Genomic DNA, 20,408 nt, shown 5'->3' with positions numbered 1-20,408 from the left:
ATTGCCTCAATTACTTCAACTTGTCGCCAATGAGATACTCTAAAACCTTGTCGACTCTTAGATGTTGGCAAGGCTCATCGGAATGTTGCTCCATCGGCCTAAAGCTCGTGAAATCAAACTGGTTGGTTTCCCAATACTGTTTATTGGGCAACTTACGCGGCACCTCTCCCGGATACATGGTTTGAGGAGCATTATCTAAAGTCACACCTTGCAGAGCAGGGACATTGTCTGAACCTGACGATATATAACCCGCGCTGGTCGCTTGAATAGACGCGATGCTCATGCAACTCATGTCGATATGTTCAAACGCCGCCTGTTGCCAAGCCGGATGTACCATCTGTTGTAACAGCGATACCAAGTTCGGATGTTGATCCGGTGTCACGTGGTCAGCCTTGGTGGCTGCAAATAAGATCTTGTCGATCTTCGGCGCGAATAAGCGTCTTAGCATATTGCTTCGACCATACTTAAAGCTCTTCAATAACTGTTCTAACGCACCACGCATATCCATGAAGGAGTCATAGCCCGCATTGAGCGGCTGTAAGCAGTCCACCAGTACGATTTGTCTGTCGAACGTAGCAAAGTGATTCTTGTAGAACGCTTTCACGACCTTCTGTTGATACTCTTCATAACGCGCTTTTAAAACCGCATAGTTACTTGTTTTTGAGAACTTGCCCTCAGGTGCGATGCACGGGAAAAATTGCAGCACAGGCGCGCCTTCAAGCTCACCCGGCAATACGAATCGACCCGGCTGTACCCAGTGCAACCCGTTATCCTTACAAGTGTGAAGGTACTGAGTATAGCTATCGGCAATCGCGACCAGTTTCTTTTCGTCTGCTTCGGCTAACAACTCAACGTCACCACGCATTGCGTTCCACTTTTGCGAGTAGGTTTCTCTATCGCCTTTTAGTGCTGAGAATTGAGACTGACTCCAAGTATCAAAATCCATATCCAGCAAAGGTAAATCAAGTAGCCACTCTCCCGGATAATCAACAATATCGAGATAAAGGGTGCTGTTCTTGCTCAGCAGCTTCTTTGCGCCTTTAGCAGGCTTATATTTGATTGCTAGACGAATCTCACTGACATCGCGCGTCGGCACTGGCCATTCTGGTGGCTGTGCATTCAAAGATTCCATCGCTTCATCATAAGAGAAGCGTGGAATCATCATGTTGTGTTGCGGGATGCGCTTTGCGCCAATAATTCTGCCATCTCTCGCTGATGCAAGCAGTGGTAGATTTTTGTGGGTAGACGTATGAAGAAGCTGATTAACCAGCGAAGTAATGAATGCTGTCTTACCCGCACGAGAAAGCCCCGTGACCGCTACTCGAATGTGAGAATCCGTTCCTCTGCTTATAAAGTCACTCATTTCTTGAGTTAGGTGTTTCATTTGAACGACTCCGTGATAGTTAGGCTGGATTGCTGACTCACCAAGAGCGCAATCATTTGGAAAAATAGCCTACTTATTTATTCCAATCGGAATATCTTAAATACTGATGTTTTTGCTTATGGTGATAAGTATGCAATACACATTCTTAATGCTAGATGAATAAAAGCCCCTGACTACATTCATAATCAGGGGCTTTAGAATTTTTCTGCGATATCCGACGTTTAATCGTCTTCAATCAACTTGTAGATAACAAACAGTGCAATCTCTGCAATTAACCAAAGCGCACAAGTAATTGTCACGTATTTATTATCAAAGATGCTGATCCCTTTCAAGATCAGGTCGTAACCAACAAAAGCACCAATCACCACTGCCAAGATAATCTGTAGGATCTGAATAAAACGAGGCATTCCTCTCTCCTATATTCTTATATCAAACTATGTGTTTATCACTATATCATTGATAATAAGACAAAAGTGCAAATAATGCTGCACTTTTGTCTTCAACTTTCTGTCAAGAATTGCAATTCAAACGCTGAAGCTAGCGCCTGTTACGACTTTTGACTTCAGTAAATTATGCTTTTTCAGCTTCAGCAATTTTCACTTTCCACGTATCAGGGCCGATCTGGTGCGCGTTCACGCCGTTAGAGTCAACCGCGACCGTTACCGGCATGTCTTCAACTTCAAACTCGTAAATCGCTTCCATACCGAGATCTTCAAACGCAACCACGCGTGCTTTTTTAATTGCTTTCGCGACTAAATAAGCTGCACCGCCAACGGCCATTAGGTAAACCGATTTATGTTGTTTGATTGACTCAACGGTTGCAGGGCCACGCTCTGCTTTACCAATCATGCCCATAATGCCGGTTTCTTCTAGCATCATGTCGGTGAACTTATCCATACGAGTAGAGGTTGTTGGGCCAGCAGGACCAACCGCTTCATCGCGTACCGCATCAACAGGGCCAACGTAGTAAATGAACTTACCTTTCAGGTCCACGCCTTCAGGTAAACCTTCACCACTTTCAAGCATGCCTTGAATACGCTTATGCGCTGCATCACGACCGGTTAAGATCTTGCCTGATAGAAGAACCGTTTCGCCAGTCTTCCACTCTTGAACGTCTTCTTTAGTAATTTCATCTAGGTTAACACGGCGTGTATTCGCGCCTGCTTCCCAAGTAATATCTGGCCACTCTTCTAACTTAGGTGGTGTTAGCTCTGCAGGGCCGCTGCCGTCTAATGTGAAATGTACGTGACGTGTTGCTGCACAGTTCGGGATCAAGCAAACAGGCTTTGAAGCTGCATGCGTTGGCGCTGTTTTGATTTTAACGTCAACCACAGTCGTTAGACCGCCAAGACCTTGTGCACCAATACCAAGCTTGTTTACACGGTTGAAGATGTCTAAACGAAGCTCTTCTTCTGCGTTCTCTGGACCTTTGTCGATAAGATCTTGAATATCGATGTGTTCCATCAGAGATTCTTTCGCTAGTACTGCTGCTTTCTCAGCCGTACCGCCGATGCCTATACCAAGCATGCCCGGTGGACACCAGCCCGCGCCCATTGTTGGTAGCGTCTTCTCTACCCATTCTGCAATATCATCAGAAGGGTTAAGCATTACCATCTTGGTTTTGTTCTCAGAACCGCCGCCTTTTGCCGCGATTTGAATTTCAACTTTGTTGCCTGGAACCATATTAATGTGAACAACCGCTGGTGTGTTGTCTTTCGTATTAATACGCTTACCTGCAGGGTCCATTAGGACAGATGCACGCAATGGGTTATCTGGATTGTTGTAAGCTTGACGAACGCCTTCATCAACCATCTGTTGTACTGTTTGATCCGTTTCCCACCTAACATCCATACCGATGTTCACGAAACAAGTAACAATACCCGTATCCTGACAAATTGGACGATGGCCTTCCGCAGACATGCGTGAGTTAATCAGAATCTGAGCGATAGCATCTTTTGCTGCTTGGCTCTCTTCTTTCTCATACGCTTTTTCTAGGGCTTGGACAAAGTCTAAAGGGTGATAATAAGAAATGTACTGAAGTGCGTCAGCGACACTGCTGATCACATCTTGCTTACGAATAACCGTCATTGCATGCCTCTTTATTGTTCTGGTTCCATGTGGGTTCATGGTTTGACTATTCAGGCCTAATTGGCTTAGCTTTTTATTGTGTTGAGCTGTATTTAGTTGCTTTAGCAATCGCTTGCATAGCTGTAAACTAAACCACTTGTATTACACCGTTCTAATCAAGAACCCATTTTATTTTCAATTTATGATACTCTTGCTTCCTCTCACACGCCATGCAGTGATCGAACTCTTTGTCACAAATTAAACAAATGAATAACAACGAATTTCGCTCTATCCAAATCAAGCCGCTTGAATATCAATCAACTTTAGCTAAACAGCTGTTTTCCCATATTGAAAACCTACCGTGGGCAATGCTATTACGCTCTGCTTCAGAAAGCCACGTTGATAGTCGATACGACATTTTAGTTGCTCAACCCATCGCCACCTTCGAAACTATCGGTGCAGAAACGACCGTTAATGTTAATGAAGAGTGCGAGGTTTCAGACTTCGATCCTTTCGAACTACTCGACCAATATCAGCAACAGTTATTGCCTATAACGAAAGAGCACGTTGAGTTGCCATTCGTTGGCGGTGCATTAGGCTACTTTAGTTATGATTTGGGGCGCAGAGTTGAAACACTTCCTTCACTCGCAAAGCGAGACATTGAAGCACCAGACATGGCGGTTGGTTTGTATGAGTGGACTGTGATCGTTGACCATCAATTAAAAACGGCGTGTATTGTCGGCAGCAATATCGATGAACATCATGATTGGCTGATGCAGCAAGTGGCTCGGTCAAACCGAACACATGCGCCCTTTGGATTAACCACACCGTGGAAATCCAACATGAGCGAACAGAACTACGCAACGAAATTCGATAGTGTTCAAGAGTACCTGTTATCCGGCGATTGCTATCAGATTAACTTGGCTCAGCGTTTCAATGCCCAATACCAAGGCAGTGAATGGCTAGCCTATGACAAATTGGAACAACACAACTCAGCACCCTTTTCTGGTTTTATCCGTTTGGCCGACTGCGCAATCATCAGTGTTTCGCCTGAACGATTCTTAGAACTTAATAGTGGCACCATTGAAACAAAACCGATCAAAGGCACACGTCCTCGTTCTGAAAACCCTATGATTGATGATGCCAACGCACAAGACCTAGTCAACGCCGATAAAGATCAGGCAGAAAACTTGATGATCGTCGACCTGCTTCGTAATGATATTGGCCGAGTCGCAAAGCCGGGATCGGTTCATGTACCAAAGCTCTTCGATATTGAAAGCTTCCCTGCTGTGCACCACTTAGTGAGCACGATACGAGCAGACCTTGATGACCAATACTCTGCAACTGACCTTCTGAGAGCCTGTTTCCCTGGTGGTTCAATTACCGGCGCTCCAAAAGTTCGCGCGATGCAGATCATTGAAGAGTTAGAACCGCATCGACGTTCAGCGTACTGCGGCAGTATTGGCTACATCAGCCGAAATGGCAGAATGGACACCAGCATTACTATTCGTACGTTAGTGGCAGAGAACAATACGCTTTATGCATGGGCTGGCGGTGGTGTGGTATTCGATAGTGATTGTGCTTCTGAGTACCAAGAGACGTTGGATAAACTAAGTCGTATTCTACCTGTACTTGAGGAATGTTAAGCATAACGTCATTAACTGACAGTTTCGCGGCTTAACGGCCAGCGAAAGCTCTATATAAGAAGAAGCCGAAATAAAAAAACCGAAGGATCGTAAGATCACTTCGGTTTTTTAGTCTCTGAGCCAGAGCATGTGAATGACCACTTCTTACTAGCGATGCTTAATTAACAAGCTCTAGGTTACCTTAGTTAACAAGCTCTAAGTTACTTTAGTTAACAAGCTCTAAGCTACTTTAGCTAACAAGCTCTAAGTTACTTTCGCAGGCGCAACACCCCACTTCTTGAGCATTTCTTTAAGATCGTTGGCTGTGTAAGGCTTACTAAGAATGTCATCCATTCCGCACTGAATACAACGTTCTCGCTCTTCCAGCGTCGTTCCGGCGGTGAGTGCCACAATAGATCTAACGTAACCCTTATCTCTAAGTTTCTCTGTCGCTTCAAATCCGTCCATGACGGGCATTCTGCAATCCATGAAAACAATGTCGTATTCATTATCTGAAGCAAGCTCAAAAGCTTCTACACCATTGCTCGCGGTAGCAGGTTCAATCTCATGTTTACGTAACATTTGTTGGATGATGATCTGGTTCATCTTAATATCATCAACCACCAGCACTTTAAGCAGTGACAATTCGACTTCAGATTCAAAGCCTCTGGCGACACTATCACTCTCTGCTGGTACATCGACAACCTGAAGAGGAATCGAGATGGTAAACGTAGTGCCTGAGCCAACAACACTGCTCACCCCAATCACGCCATTCATCAAAGCCACCAGCTTGCGACAAATCGCTAAGCCAAGCCCAGTGCCCTCATAATTTCGGCTACTTGAGTTGTCAGCTTGTGTGAAAGGTTCAAACAGCGTCTTATGTGCAGATTCAGCAATGCCTACCCCAGTATCTTCCACTGAGAAAACAAACTGGTTTTTGTCCCATTCAATATCGACATTGACGTGCCCCTCTTCTGTAAATTTGATCGCATTACCGATTAAGTTTACAAACAGTTGCGTGATACGTTCTAAATCGCCTTGGAAATGAGAAGGTACGTTAGATTCGACACTGATATTAAATTCGATCTGCTTCTCAATCGCGCGATTGACGAAGATACTTTCAATCGTATTTCTCAAATCATGCAACGCAAATTTCTTAGGAATAAGATCCAACATCCCTGCATTGATTTTACTGAAATCAAGCAAGTCATTAATGATGGTTCTGAGAAACTCTCCAGATTGGCTCAGGTTATTCACTATTTCACGCTGAGAACTGCTGAGTTCGGTATCGCTGATCAATTCTGCACTACCTAACAAACCATTGAGCGGAGTTCTTAGCTCATGGTTAATCATGGCCACAAAGTCGCGCGTTGCCCTCTCGGATTCTTCCGCTCGTTTACGTGACTCAACATTTCGATTGATAGCAAGCTGATGAGTTAGTGCACTGCAGATAAGGTCGGTCACTAACAACAGTTGGCTTTGAATGAATTCGTAGTCCTGGTCTAACAATCTGACCTTCACGATTAACGCGCCGACTATGACCTTTTCGACCTCTAATGGCACCGTTAGCAGGTTGCCTTGCCAATGAGGTTCTTGAATGTATTGCTCTATCACCTCGACGGCTTCGTCACCATAGTCGTAAGTGTGTAACTGAGGGATCAGCTTGGGAGGCAAAATCAAACGACTGGCTTCTATCAAGTAACTGTTGGTCACATTCATCGTCAATTGTGACAACATGACGTCATCGAGATCATTTCTAAGGAACGCGCGCCCGAAATCAATCAACAGGTTGTCGATTTGTTCTTGGAATTCAATACGGCGTATATTCGCGTTAGAGCGCTTTTCTAACTGACGCAGAGCAAGCTCAAGCTGTTGGTTAGCCTCAAACAGTTCGAGGCTCTTTTGTTCCAACAACGCTTCAGCCGCTTTCCTTGCCGCGATTTGACGCTTAAGTTTCTTCTCTATGGCAGATGCCGGATCCATATCACTTTTCTACTTTGAGATTAAACCTAACCACGCTTTGGTCATCATTTTGCGGCGTCATTTCAACCGCGATAGATTCACCGTGGTATTCAGCACACCCTTCAATAAGCCCTAAGCAAACGTGAGACATGCACCTTGCGCTTTTATAGTCAAAAACAAGCTGTGCTTCAGTCGTGGTAATAAAGCTGAATTCCGGCGGCTCCGCATCCGGATAGAGCTTCTTCACTTCAACGTGAATATAGCGCTCTACGTGTTGGATAAATTGAAAGGTGGTCGTGCTATGAGCAAGGCTCGCTTTATTAGGCAATGAGGCCAATAAGTTCTTAAAGACCGACTGCCCAAAAACACGCTGTAAACTGGCGGCATCAATATCGGTTTTCTTACTCAAGTTGATAATCAACCTGACAAGGTCTTTGTGGTCATAGCTTCCGACCGACGTGTAGATCCCTTCGTCTTCTGACATCTCTAAAACTTCTTCCAAAAGCTCTAGCCCAAACTTGTCTTCAACAAGCTCTAAAAATTCGGTGAATATGATTCCTTTCATCTCATACCTTTTCTTCTATTTCTTTTTAGAATGGTCTACTAAGTTATTGTTATCAAATTCTTAAACAAAAAAACTACGTTTCATCACCTAATTTTATGACATGGGTAACGCTTACTCGGAAATGTACAAATATTGAATATAGCAAAACCTCTCGTTTTGAGGAGATGGGTGTCTGCCCCTCCCCTTTATTATGCTTAGTTAATGACTGAACTAAGGGTAAGTAAATGACGACAAACTCAAAATTGGTAATCAGCCCACGGTTATGCCTATACTTAAAATCATAATAATCAATATATTGGCTTGATATGAATAAAGAAAACTTCCTTCAACAGTTCCAGCTTAACCCTACGGTTGGCTATCATCCTGAATCTGTAGAGCGTGTTTCGCATATCAGTGACGATCAATTGCGCAAAGCGGCAGTGGTGGTCGGTTTAGTGGAACGAGAAGATGGTTTACATGTCATTTTTACTAAAAGAGCCGCTCATTTAAAGCATCATCCAGGTCAAGTCAGCTTTCCTGGAGGAAAACACGAACTTTCCGACCCTTCTATGCAATTTACTGCACTTAGAGAACTCCACGAAGAGGTGGGAATTCGATCGGATCAAGTTAAAATTGTTGGCCAATTACCTGCATTGAGTACTATTAGTAAATTTTCTGTGACACCGATTGTTGCAATGGTCGACCCTGACTATGAAGCCATCATCGATGAGAACGAAGTGGCCTCGATTTTTGAGGTGCCTGCCACCTATGTTTTAGACCAAGCCAAGTTACACAGCCACACAGTTAACGTTAAACAAATCAAGCATCGTGTTTTTGCGATGCCCTTCGAAGAGCACCTAATTTGGGGCGTTACAGCACAAATCATCCAATCTCTGCAGCGACATGTAGTGCAACAAATTACATAGCAACTACGTTTTGTTTAATCTCTGTTAACAAAATCCAGCCTTTCTATAGAACAGATTTATTAATGCAATTTTACGCAAACGTTTTCCTGGTATAAATCTGACCACCCCCGCCATTCGCATAATAAAAACTAATGCCTAGCATGAACATAAATCACCTGTAGCACGCCAATTTCGTGATCAAAAATCCGTTTTTCGCATATCATGTGACACGCCGTTTCATTACATGATTTAGATCTATTTTTTACAGAAGAAAATTCTGCAGAATTAGCCCCAACTTATTTCCTGTTCCCAAAAAATGAGTAATTTAACATGAACACAACAACTTCTTCGGCAAATGCCGTTAAAGATTCAAGCAAGTTTAACTATAAAGATTTTACCTGGTGTTTATCACTATTCGGTACAGCAGTTGGTGCTGGCGTACTATTCCTTCCAATCAAAGCTGGTGCGGGTGGTTTTTGGCCATTAGTTATCCTAGCTCTAATCGCGGCACCAATGACTTGGTTCGCACACAAATCTCTAGCTCGTTTCGTACTGTCTGCTAAAAACCCTGAAGCTGATATTACAGACACAGTTGAAGAGCACTTCGGTAAGACTGGCGCAAACATTATTACTTTTGCTTACTTTTTCGCTATCTACCCAATCGTTCTTATCTACGGTGTTGGTATCACAAACACGGTTGATTCTTTCCTAGTAAACCAAATGGGTATGGAATCTATTCCACGTCCTCTTCTTTCTGGTGCACTGATCCTTGCTATGACAGCAGGTGTTGTATTCGGTAAAGAACTGATGCTTAAAGCAACGTCAGCAATGGTTTACCCACTAGTATTCGTCCTACTAGCGCTGTCTTTCTTCCTAGTTCCTGAATGGAACACTTCAATGATGGAAACAAGCCCAGAATGGTCTTCAATGCCTTCTATTATCTGGCTTGCGATTCCAATCATCGTGTTCTCTTTCAACCACAGCCCAATCATTTCACAGTTCTCTAAAGAGCAACGTCGTGTATACGGTGAAGACGCAGTTAAGAAAACTGACGCGATCACTGGCGGCGCAGCAATGATGCTGATGGGTTTTGTAATGTTCTTCGTATTCTCTGTAGTGCTTTCTCTATCTCCAGAGCAACTAGCTACAGCGCAAGCGCAAAACATCTCGGTACTTTCTTACCTAGCTAACGTTCACGAGTCTCCACTTATCTCTTACATGGGTCCTCTAGTAGCGTTCGCAGCGATTACTTCTAGCTACTTCGGTCACTTCCTAGGTGCTCATGAAGGTCTTGTCGGTCTAATCAAGTCTCGCTCTGGTTCTTCAATCAGCACGATTGAGAAAGCATCTCTAGCGTTCATCGTTGTTACAACTTGGATTGTTGCGGTAGTTAACCCAAGCATCCTAGGTATGATTGAAACAATGGGTGCTCCAATGATTGCAGCTATCCTGTTCCTAATGCCTGTATTCGCGATGCAGAAAGTACCAGCAATGGCTAAGTACAAAACATCAGCACCTGTGCAAATCTTTACAGCTTTATGTGGTCTAGCGGCTATTAGTTCTGTAATCTACGGCGCTCTTTAATCTCAAGTCCTTTTTATAAGATGACATCCATCTTATATCGCGAGATTAGACAAAAAATATAATGATAATAAATGAGCCTCCCTACTCCCCTTGGGAGGCTCTCTTTTTGAGGTAATCGCTATGATTAGTGTATTTGATATCTATAAAATCGGTGTTGGTCCATCGAGCTCACACACAGTTGGACCAATGAAAGCGGGTAAAGAATTTATTGATGACCTACGTTCAATGGGAAAATTGCGCGACATCACTAAAATCACCGTGGACGTATATGGATCACTATCACTGACAGGGAAAGGTCACCACACCGATATCGCTATCATCATGGGTCTTGCAGGCAACACCCCTGAGAAAGTAGATATTGACTCTATCGCGGGCTTTATTGCACGAGTAGAAGAAACTGAACGTCTACCTGTTGGTATGCACTGTCATACTGTTTCGTTCCCTAAAGATGGCGGAATGAATTTCCATAAAACCAACCTTTCTCTACACGAGAACGGCATGAGCATTCATGCTTGGGTTGATGACGAAGTAGCTTACTCAAAAACGTACTACTCAATTGGTGGCGGTTTCATCGTTGACGAAGAGAGCTTCGGCAAAGAAGAAGAAAACCCGATTAAAGCACCTTACGAATTCACAACAGCTGAAGAGCTGGTTAATCAGTGTAAAGAAAGTGGTCTTTCTATCAGTACACTGGTTATGAAAAACCAAGCGGCTTTCCACTCAGACGAAGAGTCTCGTACTTACTTCGCAAACATCTGGAAAACGATGCGTGAGTGTATGGATCGCGGTATGAATACTGAAGGTATCTTGCCGGGTCCATTGCGTGTACCTCGCCGTGCAGCTTCACTTCGCCAACTTCTGATTACTTCAGAAAAAACAACCAATGATCCAATGACGGTTGTTGATTGGGTGAACATGTTTGCTTTCGCAGTAAACGAAGAAAACGCAGCGGGCGGTCGTGTAGTAACGGCACCAACTAACGGCGCATGTGGCATCATCCCTGCTGTATTGGCGTACTACGACAAGTTCATCCAAACGGTAACTGAGAAAGACTACATCCGTTACTTCGCAGCTTCTGGCGCGATCGGTGGTCTTTACAAGCGTAACGCTTCTATCTCTGGTGCTGAAGTTGGCTGTCAGGGTGAAGTTGGTGTGGCATGTTCTATGGCTGCTGCTGGTCTTGCTGAGCTTATGGGTGGTAGCCCTGAGCAAGTATGTATGGCTGCAGAAATCGGCATGGAGCACAACCTAGGTCTAACGTGTGACCCAGTTGCTGGCCAAGTACAAGTACCATGTATCGAGCGCAACGGTATTGCTGCAGTTAAAGCAATCAACTCAACTCGTATGGCACTTCGTCGCTCTTCTGCTCCTACTGTTTCTCTCGATAAAGTTATCGAAACAATGCTAGAAACAGGTAAAGACATGAACGCTAAATACCGTGAGACATCTCAAGGTGGTTTAGCAGTTAAGGTGGTTTGTTAATAGCTTTCGAATCAATCTGCTTTTAATGAGCAGATAATAAAAAGGAACGCCGATGCGTTCCTTTTTTTGTATCTAAAGCTTTTGTAGATGAAGCTTAGTGACTAGGGCGTGTTGATCTTTCGAGCTGATTTTTGCAGCGAGTTGCTAGGTATTTATACAAGGCAGAGGCGTCGATGTGTAGCTAGCCTACATGAGAAGCCGATAACGTAGTAGAAATGGCCAGCAAACGCTGCCCGAAGGGTTCGGCTATAAGCGTCTTACTCTTTGTTGAGGGGGATTTGCTTAGAGTGACTAGGCTACTTCCCCCTCGCCGCGATTAAAACGCTTTTATCTCGAACAAAATTTAACCACGAAAGGTCAACACGCCCTAATTATTCAACCGACCAAATTGTTTTGCTAAATCACTTGTGAGATAAGCAAGAAGCAACCAAATAGCAATGAGAAAAGCATCATTGGTCGGCCACCTTCAGCGCTGTATCTGTCTTCCGCTACTTTCATGAAGCGCTGCTTGTGAACCATAACCAGAGGAACAAACACAGCCAAAAACACTAAGATGATACCTGCGTAGTTCAACACTTGTAAGAACTTGTCAGCTGCAAGCAATGAACCCGCCAACGGCAAGATAAAGCTAATGCAGTACGTTACTACGGTGTTTTGGTTGAACATGTCCTTGTTCTGGTTGAATAAAGACATCGCCACACCAAAGAAAGAGGTCAGCAACGCCAAGCCAGTGAAGGTAGACAGAACGTTACCCACCCAAGGAGACTGAGCCTCAAACGCCGCCATCAAATCTGATACGTTCTTAAAGCTTCTGAATTGCTCTTCGCTCAAGTTACCCACTACCGCAAACAACCAACATAAGTAACACACTAATGGGATCAGAGAACCGACGATCACCATGTTACGCAGCTGTTTGTCTGTCGCTTCGTGGTTGTAAGAAACCAAGGTTGGAATCACAACCATAAAGCCAAAGCTTGTGAACAGGATTGCACTGGTTTTGATTAGATCGACGTGGTCATGACTGGTTACCTGCATCAAGTTTTCTTGCGTCATGCTTGGTGCTAGAAACACCATAGTTGCAAACAAGCTTGCTAGCATCACAAAGAACAGTGCGCGGTTGAGCTTATCAATCACTCCTGTGCCACTTGCGACGACTGCACCAGCAAGTAACGTAAACACGACTTGGCTCGTGGTCGCGGTGAGTTCAACGCCAAAGTTAGACAGTAACTTACTCAGCAAATCACCTGCGCCTAAAATGTAAGCCATCAATAGGCAAATCAATAACGCGTATAGCAAGCCGTTAGTCAGTAACTGGCCTTGTTTACCCAAGGTTTTTCGAGCAATAGAGTTCAACCCTAGACCGCCACCGGCTTTGATGGTCGCTTCTAGAAGTAATAATGCTGCGTAAGTGGTGCCGAAACAGATCAAAACCATCAGCAGTGTGCCGTAAAGCAATCCAAATTGAGCTAATACCATTGGGATCGCAAGCATACCAGCACCGAGAGCGGTACCAGCGATAATTAGGGAGCTACCCATCATTTTAATATTCATTGTTTTTAACTTATTTGTTTAGTTTTTATAGATGTGAGTCTTCGTACATCGAGCGGATGACAAAGGAGTTCAGATAGAAATAGAGTTATAAAACGAATAACAATAGGAGCGATAAGCGGTAAAGAAGCGTGCAGAGACGTGGTCGAACAAGGTGTTCAAAGGGGAGCTTGTCTTAAAAGAGGTAAAACGAGAAGCGTGAGTTTGCGTTAACTGATGTGGTGAACCTTCCGTAGGTTCAATAATCGGTGATGTAATCTTGAATTTCATGTATGTGTCCAATAATTAAGTCACATTCCATAGTAATTGAAGCAGCGTATCCATTGCTGCCCTACCTCTGTCATTAGAGGTGTTTTCATCTTATCGAATGAGCTTTGAAACACAACGCTATAACCACATTTTTTGCTATTAAATTGAACAAAACAGCCATTTGGATATAAATCAACCACCAAACCGCGTAAAACAATAATCATTTATAATAAAAACCAAAGAGAGACCCAATGGTCTCTCTTTTTATCCAAACGAAAACATTACATTTATGGCGCAGGGCTATATAAACGAGGTGGACTGCTGTTTGGTAAGTGAATCAGATTTAAGCGATTACGTCTTGCCCATTCGACCGTCAGTGAGGTCGGAGCCGACAAACAAACCAAGGTTGCGATTTCGGCACGCACGGCTTTATGGATAAGCTCTAAACTGCAACGGCTCGTCATAATCACGAACCCTGACTTAGGGTTGATCTCGTTCACAGCCATCGCCCCTATTAGTTTATCCAGTGCGTTATGGCGGCCAATGTCTTCACGACAAAGTGAAATTTCACCTTTCGAATTCGCAAACAAAGCGGCATGTAAAGCACCGGATATTTTGGCTGCTTTTTGATGTTCAGCAATTCGCCCTCTCAACCCCTGAAAAACCAGTGGACTGGGTGGTAATGACGATGGCAATGGAACCAAATCAGGAAGTGCTTGTTCAAGCGCCTCAACACCGCACAAACCACAACCTGTGGTTCCAGCCAAGTTACGCCGCTGAGTTTTCATGTCCCAAAAAGCACGGTTGCTGATTTCGACTTGCGCGAAATGAGATTCACCATTGCCACCAATCTCAATATCACGAATTTCACTGAATTTTTTTACGATACCGGTGCTTAAACTAAAACCACGCACAAAGTCTTCCATGTGACCAGGCGTCACCATCATAACCGCCTGACTGATCCCGTTATAACTGATCGCCAATGCAGATTCGTTTGCCAGAGGTGCATCCACCACCATGCTATAGCCCGTAAGCTCTCGATAGCTCATGGCATTGGGCTGTGGAGGCGCTTGATTAAAATCAGGCAGTTCAATATAGGATTGAGTTATACATCTCATAAAATCACCCGGAAAGACGGTCAGCTTGACGATATCGACTCAGACTGAAAACGTTACTGATTAAACAAATATCACTGGTTAAACAAACATCACTGATTAAACAAGTGTTTTGCTTCAGCAAAGCACTGATCAGTGAGTGCCGAATAAGGTTCTTGTTTACGCTTAAGTAGACCGAGAGGCGAATGCACCACGGCTTTTTCTATCGGTACGATACGCAGTTGTTCGTTGAGCTCTTCCAATCCTGAGTTAAGCGGCATAACAGCACAGCACAGGCCACTGGTGACAGCTTGGATCAGGTGAAACGTAGAGTTACTTTCAATCAAATTCTGCGGAACTAGGCCTTTACTACCGAAACTCAAATCAATCGAATGACGATAATGCATGCCTTTAGACAAAAGCCCCAAAGGAATGCTATTGAGTGATTCCCATAAGACTTCCGACTCAGCAAAATCAAAGAATCGGCTATCATACAGAATGCCTAAATCCGTCGAGTTCATTTCTATAACGTCAAAATAAGCCGTATTGATCTGGTCGGTGTAACACATGCCTAAATCAAGTTGGTTACGATTGAGCTGGTCTATGATCTGCTCAGATGTCATCGACAAAATTTGAAAGCGAAGTTCAGGGAATTTTTCTGCTAAAGGCTTAATCAACTGCATCGGGTTTTGACTGGCTAAAGGCACCATGCCAACTCTTAGCGAGCCGACCAGCTGGCCACGGCAGTTAGCCGCTTCGGCTTGTAAACCGTCATGAGCCGCTAAGACGGTCTTTGCCCAAGCCAATATACGTTCACCCGCTTCGGTAAACCCTTCAAAACGTTGACTTCTTGAAATCAACTCGAGGTCTAACTCTTCTTCTAAACGCCTTATCCTCATCGACAACGTAGGCTGAGTAATATGACAAAGTGTCGCAGCCTGACCAAAATGTTTCGTTTGATCTAAAGCGATTAAATACTTAAGTTGTTTTATATCCATGAATGATTAGTAAAGCCTTGAAATGAAGCGTCTTCTTCGCGTTCGTCGTACATTAACGGTTCTCTGTGATTGAAAATACCTATCACGGGAAATAGCTCAATCTGTAAAGCAACAGCTAAAATAACAACGGTATTTTTGATTTAAATCAAAGTATGCCTAATTTAAATATAGATCAAATCTAAATTATCTATAGCGTGATAGACAGCAACTATCATGGGAGACTCAGCTATATCAAGGCTGTCCAACGAATCTCTCGTAAAATAGAGCTCACATCGCACTGACTAATAAATTTTATTTATCACTGTGACAAGTCCATTTATCACTGTGACAAAAGCGACACTTTCCATATTTACTCGCCATGATAGATTCTATTTATCACTTAGTCGGCAATATCAATTGGACGCACCGCCCCTTAACGGCATAACCTTTGATTTAGATCATGGCAAACAATTAGCCAGTCTATTTCTAAATATTCAAAGCAGTAAACAGGTATCGATACCAAATAATCAAAACCGTTTTACTCCCGCCTTATTTTTATAACGCGCCTGTTTTTACCGGTTCCCTTGTTTACTGCCGTTCCCGTGTGTGAGGAGTGCAGTTGTGAGCCAAAAAGAACAGATAAAAAAATATAAAGGTCCTGCTGGTGGTTGGGGGGCGTTAAAAGCCGTCACTAAGAGTTGGTGGGGCAGCGAAAACGCGATCAAAAACATTCGAACAATGCTTAAAACGAATCAAAACGGTGGTTTTGATTGTCCGGGATGCGCATGGGGTGAATCCCCACACAGCAGTAAAGTGAACTTCTGTGAGAACGGTGCAAAAGCCGTGAACTGGGAAGCCACAAATCGATTTGTAGATCCTGATTTTTTCGCCGAACACAGCGTAACATCCTTGTCATCACAAACAGACTACTGGCTGGAATACCAAGGCCGAATAACCCATCCGATGAAGTACGACGCTGCGTCCGACCACTATATTCCTATTGAGTGGGATGAAGCCTTTTCGCTGGTAGCCAAGCATTTGAAGCAACTCGACTCGCCACATCAAGCCGAATTCTACACTTCGGGTCGAGCCAGTAATGAAGCGGCGTTTTTGTACCAACTCTTCGTCCGTGCGTTTGGAACAAATAACTTCCCTGACTGTTCAAACATGTGCCACGAAGCCAGTGCAATTGGCATGAAAGATACGGTCGGTGTGGGCAAAGGTACCGTGATTTTTGACGACTTTGAACAAGCAGACGCGATCTTTGTGCTCGGGCAAAACCCAGGTACTAATCACCCCCGCATGCTTGAACCATTGCGTGAAGCGGTAAAACGCGGCGCTCAAGTGATCTGTTTCAATCCATTGAAAGAACGTGGACTTGAACGCTTCCAAAACCCTCAAGTTCCAGTTGAAATGTTAAGCAATGGTTCAAAACCAACCAATACCGCTTATTTAAGACCAGCATTAGGTGGCGATATGGCGGTATTTCGTGGGATGGCTAAATATTTGCTGCAATGGGAACGTGATGCGCTCACAACCGAAGGAAAAGCCATATTTGATCGTCAATTCATCAGCGAACACACCACAGGTATTGATGAATACTTAGCAGAAGTTGATGCGACAACATGGGAGCATATCGCTGAACAATCAGGGTTAGCTTTAAGCGAAATAGAAATGGTCGCAGACATGTACCGCCGTTCAGAAAAGGTGATCATGTGTTGGGCTATGGGGCTAACACAACATCGTCATTCAGTACAAACCATCAAAGAAGTAGCCAATGTGCAATTGTTGCGCGGCAACGTCGGTAAGCCAGGTGCTGGACTATCACCTGTTAGGGGGCATAGTAATGTCCAAGGCGATCGTACGATGGGTATCGATGAAAAACCCTCAAACCAATTTCTAGATAGCTTAGAACGCCGCTTTAACTTCAATGTCCCACGAGATGTAGGCCACAACACCATACAAGCGATTAAAGCTATGGAGGAAAAACGCTCGAAAGTCTTTATTGGTTTAGGTGGTAATTTTGCGCAAGCCACACCCGATACTCCTCGCACACATCTGGCGATGAAAAATTGTGACCTTACCGTTCATATCTCAACCAAACTCAATCGCTCTCACCTTGTTACCGGTCAAGATGCCTTGATTTTGCCATGTTTGGGGCGAACGGAAATCGATACACAAGCTAATGGGCCACAAGGCATCACCGTCGAAGATACCTTCAGCATGGTTCACATCTCTTACGGACAGCTGGAACCTCGATCAGAGCATTTACGTTCTGAACCAGCCATTGTCGCGGGTATTGCCAATGCCACACTGGGCAGCCATCCAATCGATTGGAATTGGGTCATTCAAGATTATGGACATATTCGAGACCTCATTGCAGATACGATTCCGGGCTTTACTGACTTCAATCAGAAACTGGAAAATCCGGGTGGATTTCATTTAGTCAATCCTGCCGCAAACCGTCAATGGAACACCCTCAGCGGCAAAGCGCAATTTGGCTCCAATGAACTGCCAAAACAGCTGATTAATGAAGCGGTGTTGCAAGGGGGTAATAAACCCGATCTGATCTTGCAAACCATGCGTTCCCATGACCAATACAACACCACGTTATATGGCTTGAATGATCGTTACCGCGGTGTCTTTGGTATGCGCGAAGTTTTGTTTATCAATGAAGCCGATATATTGAAGCTCGGTTTTAAACCGGGTGACAAGGTCGATATGGTGTCGCTTTGGGAAGATGGTGTAACGAGAAAAGTGAAAGGGTTTACCCTGGTAGCTTATGACGTTCCACAGGGCCAAGCGGCGGCTTACTATCCTGAAACCAACCCTTTGGTTCCTCTAGACAGCTATGGTGAACGAACCTTTACTCCTACCTCGAAATTTATCGCCATCAGATTAGAAAAATCGATCTCTGACGCCATTCCCCTTTCAACCGTCAGCTAACTGGCAATCGGCAATTGAAAGTAAAAGTAAAAGTAAAAGTAAAAATCCACCTGTTTTGGCAGGTGGATTTTAATAATGACGCTTGACCAGTATAAAGACAGCCCGCTGAATATGTTTATTCAAGTCATGTACGTTTATTAGGCTTTTCATACCCTTCAAATTTAACGATAAACTCCCTTTCATTCGCCCAAAGAACATCATCACAAACTCGCTACATCACAGAAACATAACCACAACCGGAGTGTGGTCACACAATCGGTTATACCTCATAGGTGGTAGGGTCTCTTACACGTAAAGTATGCGCGTCATTATAATTAATAAAAACAAACACCTTATGCGCTCAACAATCACCTTTAAAATCCTAGTGGCCCTCGCCATCGTGTTCACTTTTCTATTAGCAATATCGACCTACTTTCAATATTCGCAGCAAAAGCAACTTGTAAACTCAGTGTTAAGTGAGCAGCTTCACGATAAAGCGAGCAACTATTTCGATAGCCTCAATATGATGATGCTCACTGGCACCATGGCACAAAAAGAGACCCTTCGTCAGAAAGCGTTAGCTCAAGAAGGCATTGAAAATGTTCGTGTATTGCGTGCTGATGCGGTAAGTAAGTTATACGGGCCTGGCAATGACAACCAAACACCTGTGGATGATATTGATAAACGAGCGCTAGCGGGTGAAACCGTTATCGAACCCTTTTCTGCCGATTGGGGAAAAGGCTTGGTTATTGCTCTGCCAATGAAGTCGAGCGAGAACTATCGCGGCACCAATTGTGTGGCATGTCATATGGCGCCAGAAGGGGAAGTATTAGGTGCAATTCGACTTGAATATAACCTTAGCCATGTCAACTCGCTGATCAATACTCAAACGATGACAGCGATCGGTATCATGGCGGTGATCTCCTTTGCCGGATTCGTTCTTACTATGGGATTGATTCGTAAGATAATCGTTCGCCCGCTTCAACAAACCTCTCGCTTTATGACCCAAGTCAGCAGTGATAAAAACCTATCCACTCGGCTGCCAGAGCAAAGCAAGGATGAAATTGGCACGCTTGCTAACTCCATCAACTCGTTCATGGGCACGGTTTCCGACAGCTTAGAGAAGGTACAAGACACCTCGCACAAACTGAATGCGTCTGCCAACCAACTGACCAGTGTTGCACAAATTACCGAGCAAGCCGCCAGCGATCAACAAAACGAAACCGCTGAAGTACAAAACAATATCGAAGGGATACAGGCGCAGCAAGTCAATGTAGAACAAGCCACTTTAACCGCTTCAGAGCTCATCAATCATACCGCTGATGTGGCCTGTAAAAGTGCCAACCAAGCACATGATGCAAGTAGTGAGATAAAGAACCTAGTCAGTAGCATAGAAGAAGTGAAACACAAGATACTGACACTCAATGAGCAAACCGGAGAGGTCTCTTCAATATTGAGTGTGATTCGTGGCATTGCCGACCAAACCAATCTTCTAGCCTTAAATGCGGCGATTGAAGCGGCTCGTGCGGGAGAGCAAGGTCGGGGCTTTGCAGTAGTGGCAGATGAAGTTCGAAATCTTGCATCACGAACGGCAGAGGCAACTGGCAGTATTGAGTCTATCATTCATCAGTTCCAGCAAGGCAGTGAAGAGTCGCTGACTTCTGCCGATCGCGTTTGCGAACAAGCACATCAAAGCTCAACAGATATCGACGCACTGTCCGTTGAAATGAATGGTGTCGTTGAAGAAATGAAACAAGTGCTGGCTCATGCGAAAAATATTCAACAACAGACGCAATCCACTACACACGCGACCGAAGATGTTCAACAAAAGGTTGAAACCATCACTTCTCACGCCGACAACACATCGCAGTCTGCAGCTGAGACTCGTGGAATCAGTAATGATTTAGAAGAGCTGTCTGATCACCTTGAATCTCTTATCAACCAATTCGCCTTATCGAACTCAAAGACCAACGATAAAGGTCAGTCATAGGTCGCTAGAACTCCCCTACCGACATCAACAAAAAAGCGCTCAAAGATGAGCGCTTTATCTTCATAACAATGT

15 protein-coding genes are annotated in these 20,408 nt (G+C 44.2%); 6 read left to right on the top strand and 9 right to left on the bottom strand.

Features of this window, described 5'->3' with window-relative positions:
• Positions 1-10: 10 nt before the first annotated feature.
• From L3V36_RS01390 to L3V36_RS01380, 3 genes are all read right to left on the bottom strand, one after another.
• Positions 11-1,384, bottom strand: coding sequence for a YcjX family protein (locus L3V36_RS01390; RefSeq protein WP_102503394.1), 1,374 nt, complete (start codon positions 1,382-1,384; stop codon positions 11-13).
• A gap of 221 nt (positions 1,385-1,605) precedes the next feature.
• Complete coding sequence (locus L3V36_RS01385) at positions 1,606-1,791, bottom strand: hypothetical protein (RefSeq protein WP_004734731.1); 186 nt, start codon at positions 1,789-1,791, stop codon at positions 1,606-1,608.
• A 163-nt stretch (positions 1,792-1,954) separates the two neighbouring features.
• Entirely contained in the window at positions 1,955-3,472 is a 1,518-nt protein-coding gene (locus L3V36_RS01380) for a fumarate hydratase (RefSeq protein ID WP_004734730.1), read from the bottom strand.
• Positions 3,473-3,717: 245 nt separating this feature from the next.
• Here L3V36_RS01380 and pabB point away from each other — a divergent pair, with 245 nt between their 5' ends.
• Positions 3,718-5,097, top strand: a complete 1,380-nt coding sequence (gene pabB / locus L3V36_RS01375) for an aminodeoxychorismate synthase component I (RefSeq protein WP_208774082.1) — start codon at positions 3,718-3,720, stop codon at positions 5,095-5,097.
• Positions 5,098-5,340: 243 nt separating this feature from the next.
• Here pabB and L3V36_RS01370 read toward each other — a convergent pair whose 3' ends face one another.
• Positions 5,341-7,059: an ATP-binding protein gene (locus tag L3V36_RS01370; protein ID WP_208774080.1), complete on the bottom strand. Its 1,719-nt coding sequence runs from the start codon at positions 7,057-7,059 to the stop codon at positions 5,341-5,343.
• 1 nt (position 7,060) lies between these two features.
• Entirely contained in the window at positions 7,061-7,603 is a 543-nt protein-coding gene (locus tag L3V36_RS01365; RefSeq protein ID WP_017080579.1) for a heme NO-binding domain-containing protein, read from the bottom strand.
• A 305-nt stretch (positions 7,604-7,908) separates the two neighbouring features.
• Between L3V36_RS01365 and L3V36_RS01360 the strand changes: the two genes are divergently transcribed.
• From L3V36_RS01360 to L3V36_RS01350, 3 genes are all read left to right on the top strand, one after another.
• On the top strand, positions 7,909-8,508 hold the full coding sequence (locus L3V36_RS01360; RefSeq protein WP_208774077.1) for a CoA pyrophosphatase: 600 nt from the start codon (positions 7,909-7,911) through the stop codon (positions 8,506-8,508).
• A gap of 309 nt (positions 8,509-8,817) precedes the next feature.
• Positions 8,818-10,071, top strand: coding sequence for an aromatic amino acid transport family protein (locus L3V36_RS01355; RefSeq protein WP_017091019.1), 1,254 nt, complete (start codon positions 8,818-8,820; stop codon positions 10,069-10,071).
• A 120-nt stretch (positions 10,072-10,191) separates the two neighbouring features.
• Entirely contained in the window at positions 10,192-11,553 is a 1,362-nt protein-coding gene (locus tag L3V36_RS01350; RefSeq protein WP_004734717.1) for an L-serine ammonia-lyase, read from the top strand.
• 396 nt (positions 11,554-11,949) lie between these two features.
• Here L3V36_RS01350 and L3V36_RS01345 read toward each other — a convergent pair whose 3' ends face one another.
• The 4 genes from L3V36_RS01345 to L3V36_RS01330 all read right to left on the bottom strand — a co-directional run bounded on the left by L3V36_RS01345 (position 11,950) and on the right by L3V36_RS01330 (position 15,442).
• Entirely contained in the window at positions 11,950-13,092 is a 1,143-nt protein-coding gene (locus L3V36_RS01345) for an aromatic amino acid transport family protein (RefSeq protein ID WP_102511472.1), read from the bottom strand.
• A gap of 81 nt (positions 13,093-13,173) precedes the next feature.
• Positions 13,174-13,371, bottom strand: coding sequence for a hypothetical protein (locus tag L3V36_RS01340; RefSeq protein WP_131825228.1), 198 nt, complete (start codon positions 13,369-13,371; stop codon positions 13,174-13,176).
• A 266-nt stretch (positions 13,372-13,637) separates the two neighbouring features.
• Positions 13,638-14,468 carry a formate dehydrogenase accessory sulfurtransferase FdhD gene (gene fdhD, locus L3V36_RS01335; RefSeq protein WP_108209110.1) on the bottom strand — a complete coding sequence of 277 codons (831 nt, stop codon included), beginning with the start codon at positions 14,466-14,468 and terminating at the stop codon, positions 13,638-13,640.
• 89 nt (positions 14,469-14,557) lie between these two features.
• Positions 14,558-15,442 carry a LysR family transcriptional regulator gene (locus tag L3V36_RS01330; RefSeq protein WP_102446894.1) on the bottom strand — a complete coding sequence of 295 codons (885 nt, stop codon included), beginning with the start codon at positions 15,440-15,442 and terminating at the stop codon, positions 14,558-14,560.
• Positions 15,443-16,042: 600 nt separating this feature from the next.
• Between L3V36_RS01330 and L3V36_RS01325 the strand changes: the two genes are divergently transcribed.
• Together L3V36_RS01325 and L3V36_RS01320 are read left to right on the top strand one after the other, a co-directional pair.
• Positions 16,043-18,367, top strand: a complete 2,325-nt coding sequence (locus tag L3V36_RS01325; RefSeq protein WP_017083352.1) for an FdhF/YdeP family oxidoreductase — start codon at positions 16,043-16,045, stop codon at positions 18,365-18,367.
• Positions 18,368-18,701: 334 nt separating this feature from the next.
• On the top strand, positions 18,702-20,336 hold the full coding sequence (locus tag L3V36_RS01320; protein ID WP_208774075.1) for a methyl-accepting chemotaxis protein: 1,635 nt from the start codon (positions 18,702-18,704) through the stop codon (positions 20,334-20,336).
• The last annotated feature ends 72 nt before the right edge of the window (positions 20,337-20,408 follow it).

This window comes from Vibrio sp. G-C-1 (assembly GCF_021728015.1).
In the GTDB taxonomy this organism is placed as follows: domain Bacteria; phylum Pseudomonadota; class Gammaproteobacteria; order Enterobacterales; family Vibrionaceae; genus Vibrio; species Vibrio splendidus.
The sequence above is the reverse complement of the archived record's forward strand: the minus strand, read 5'-3'. Positions and strand labels throughout refer to the sequence as shown.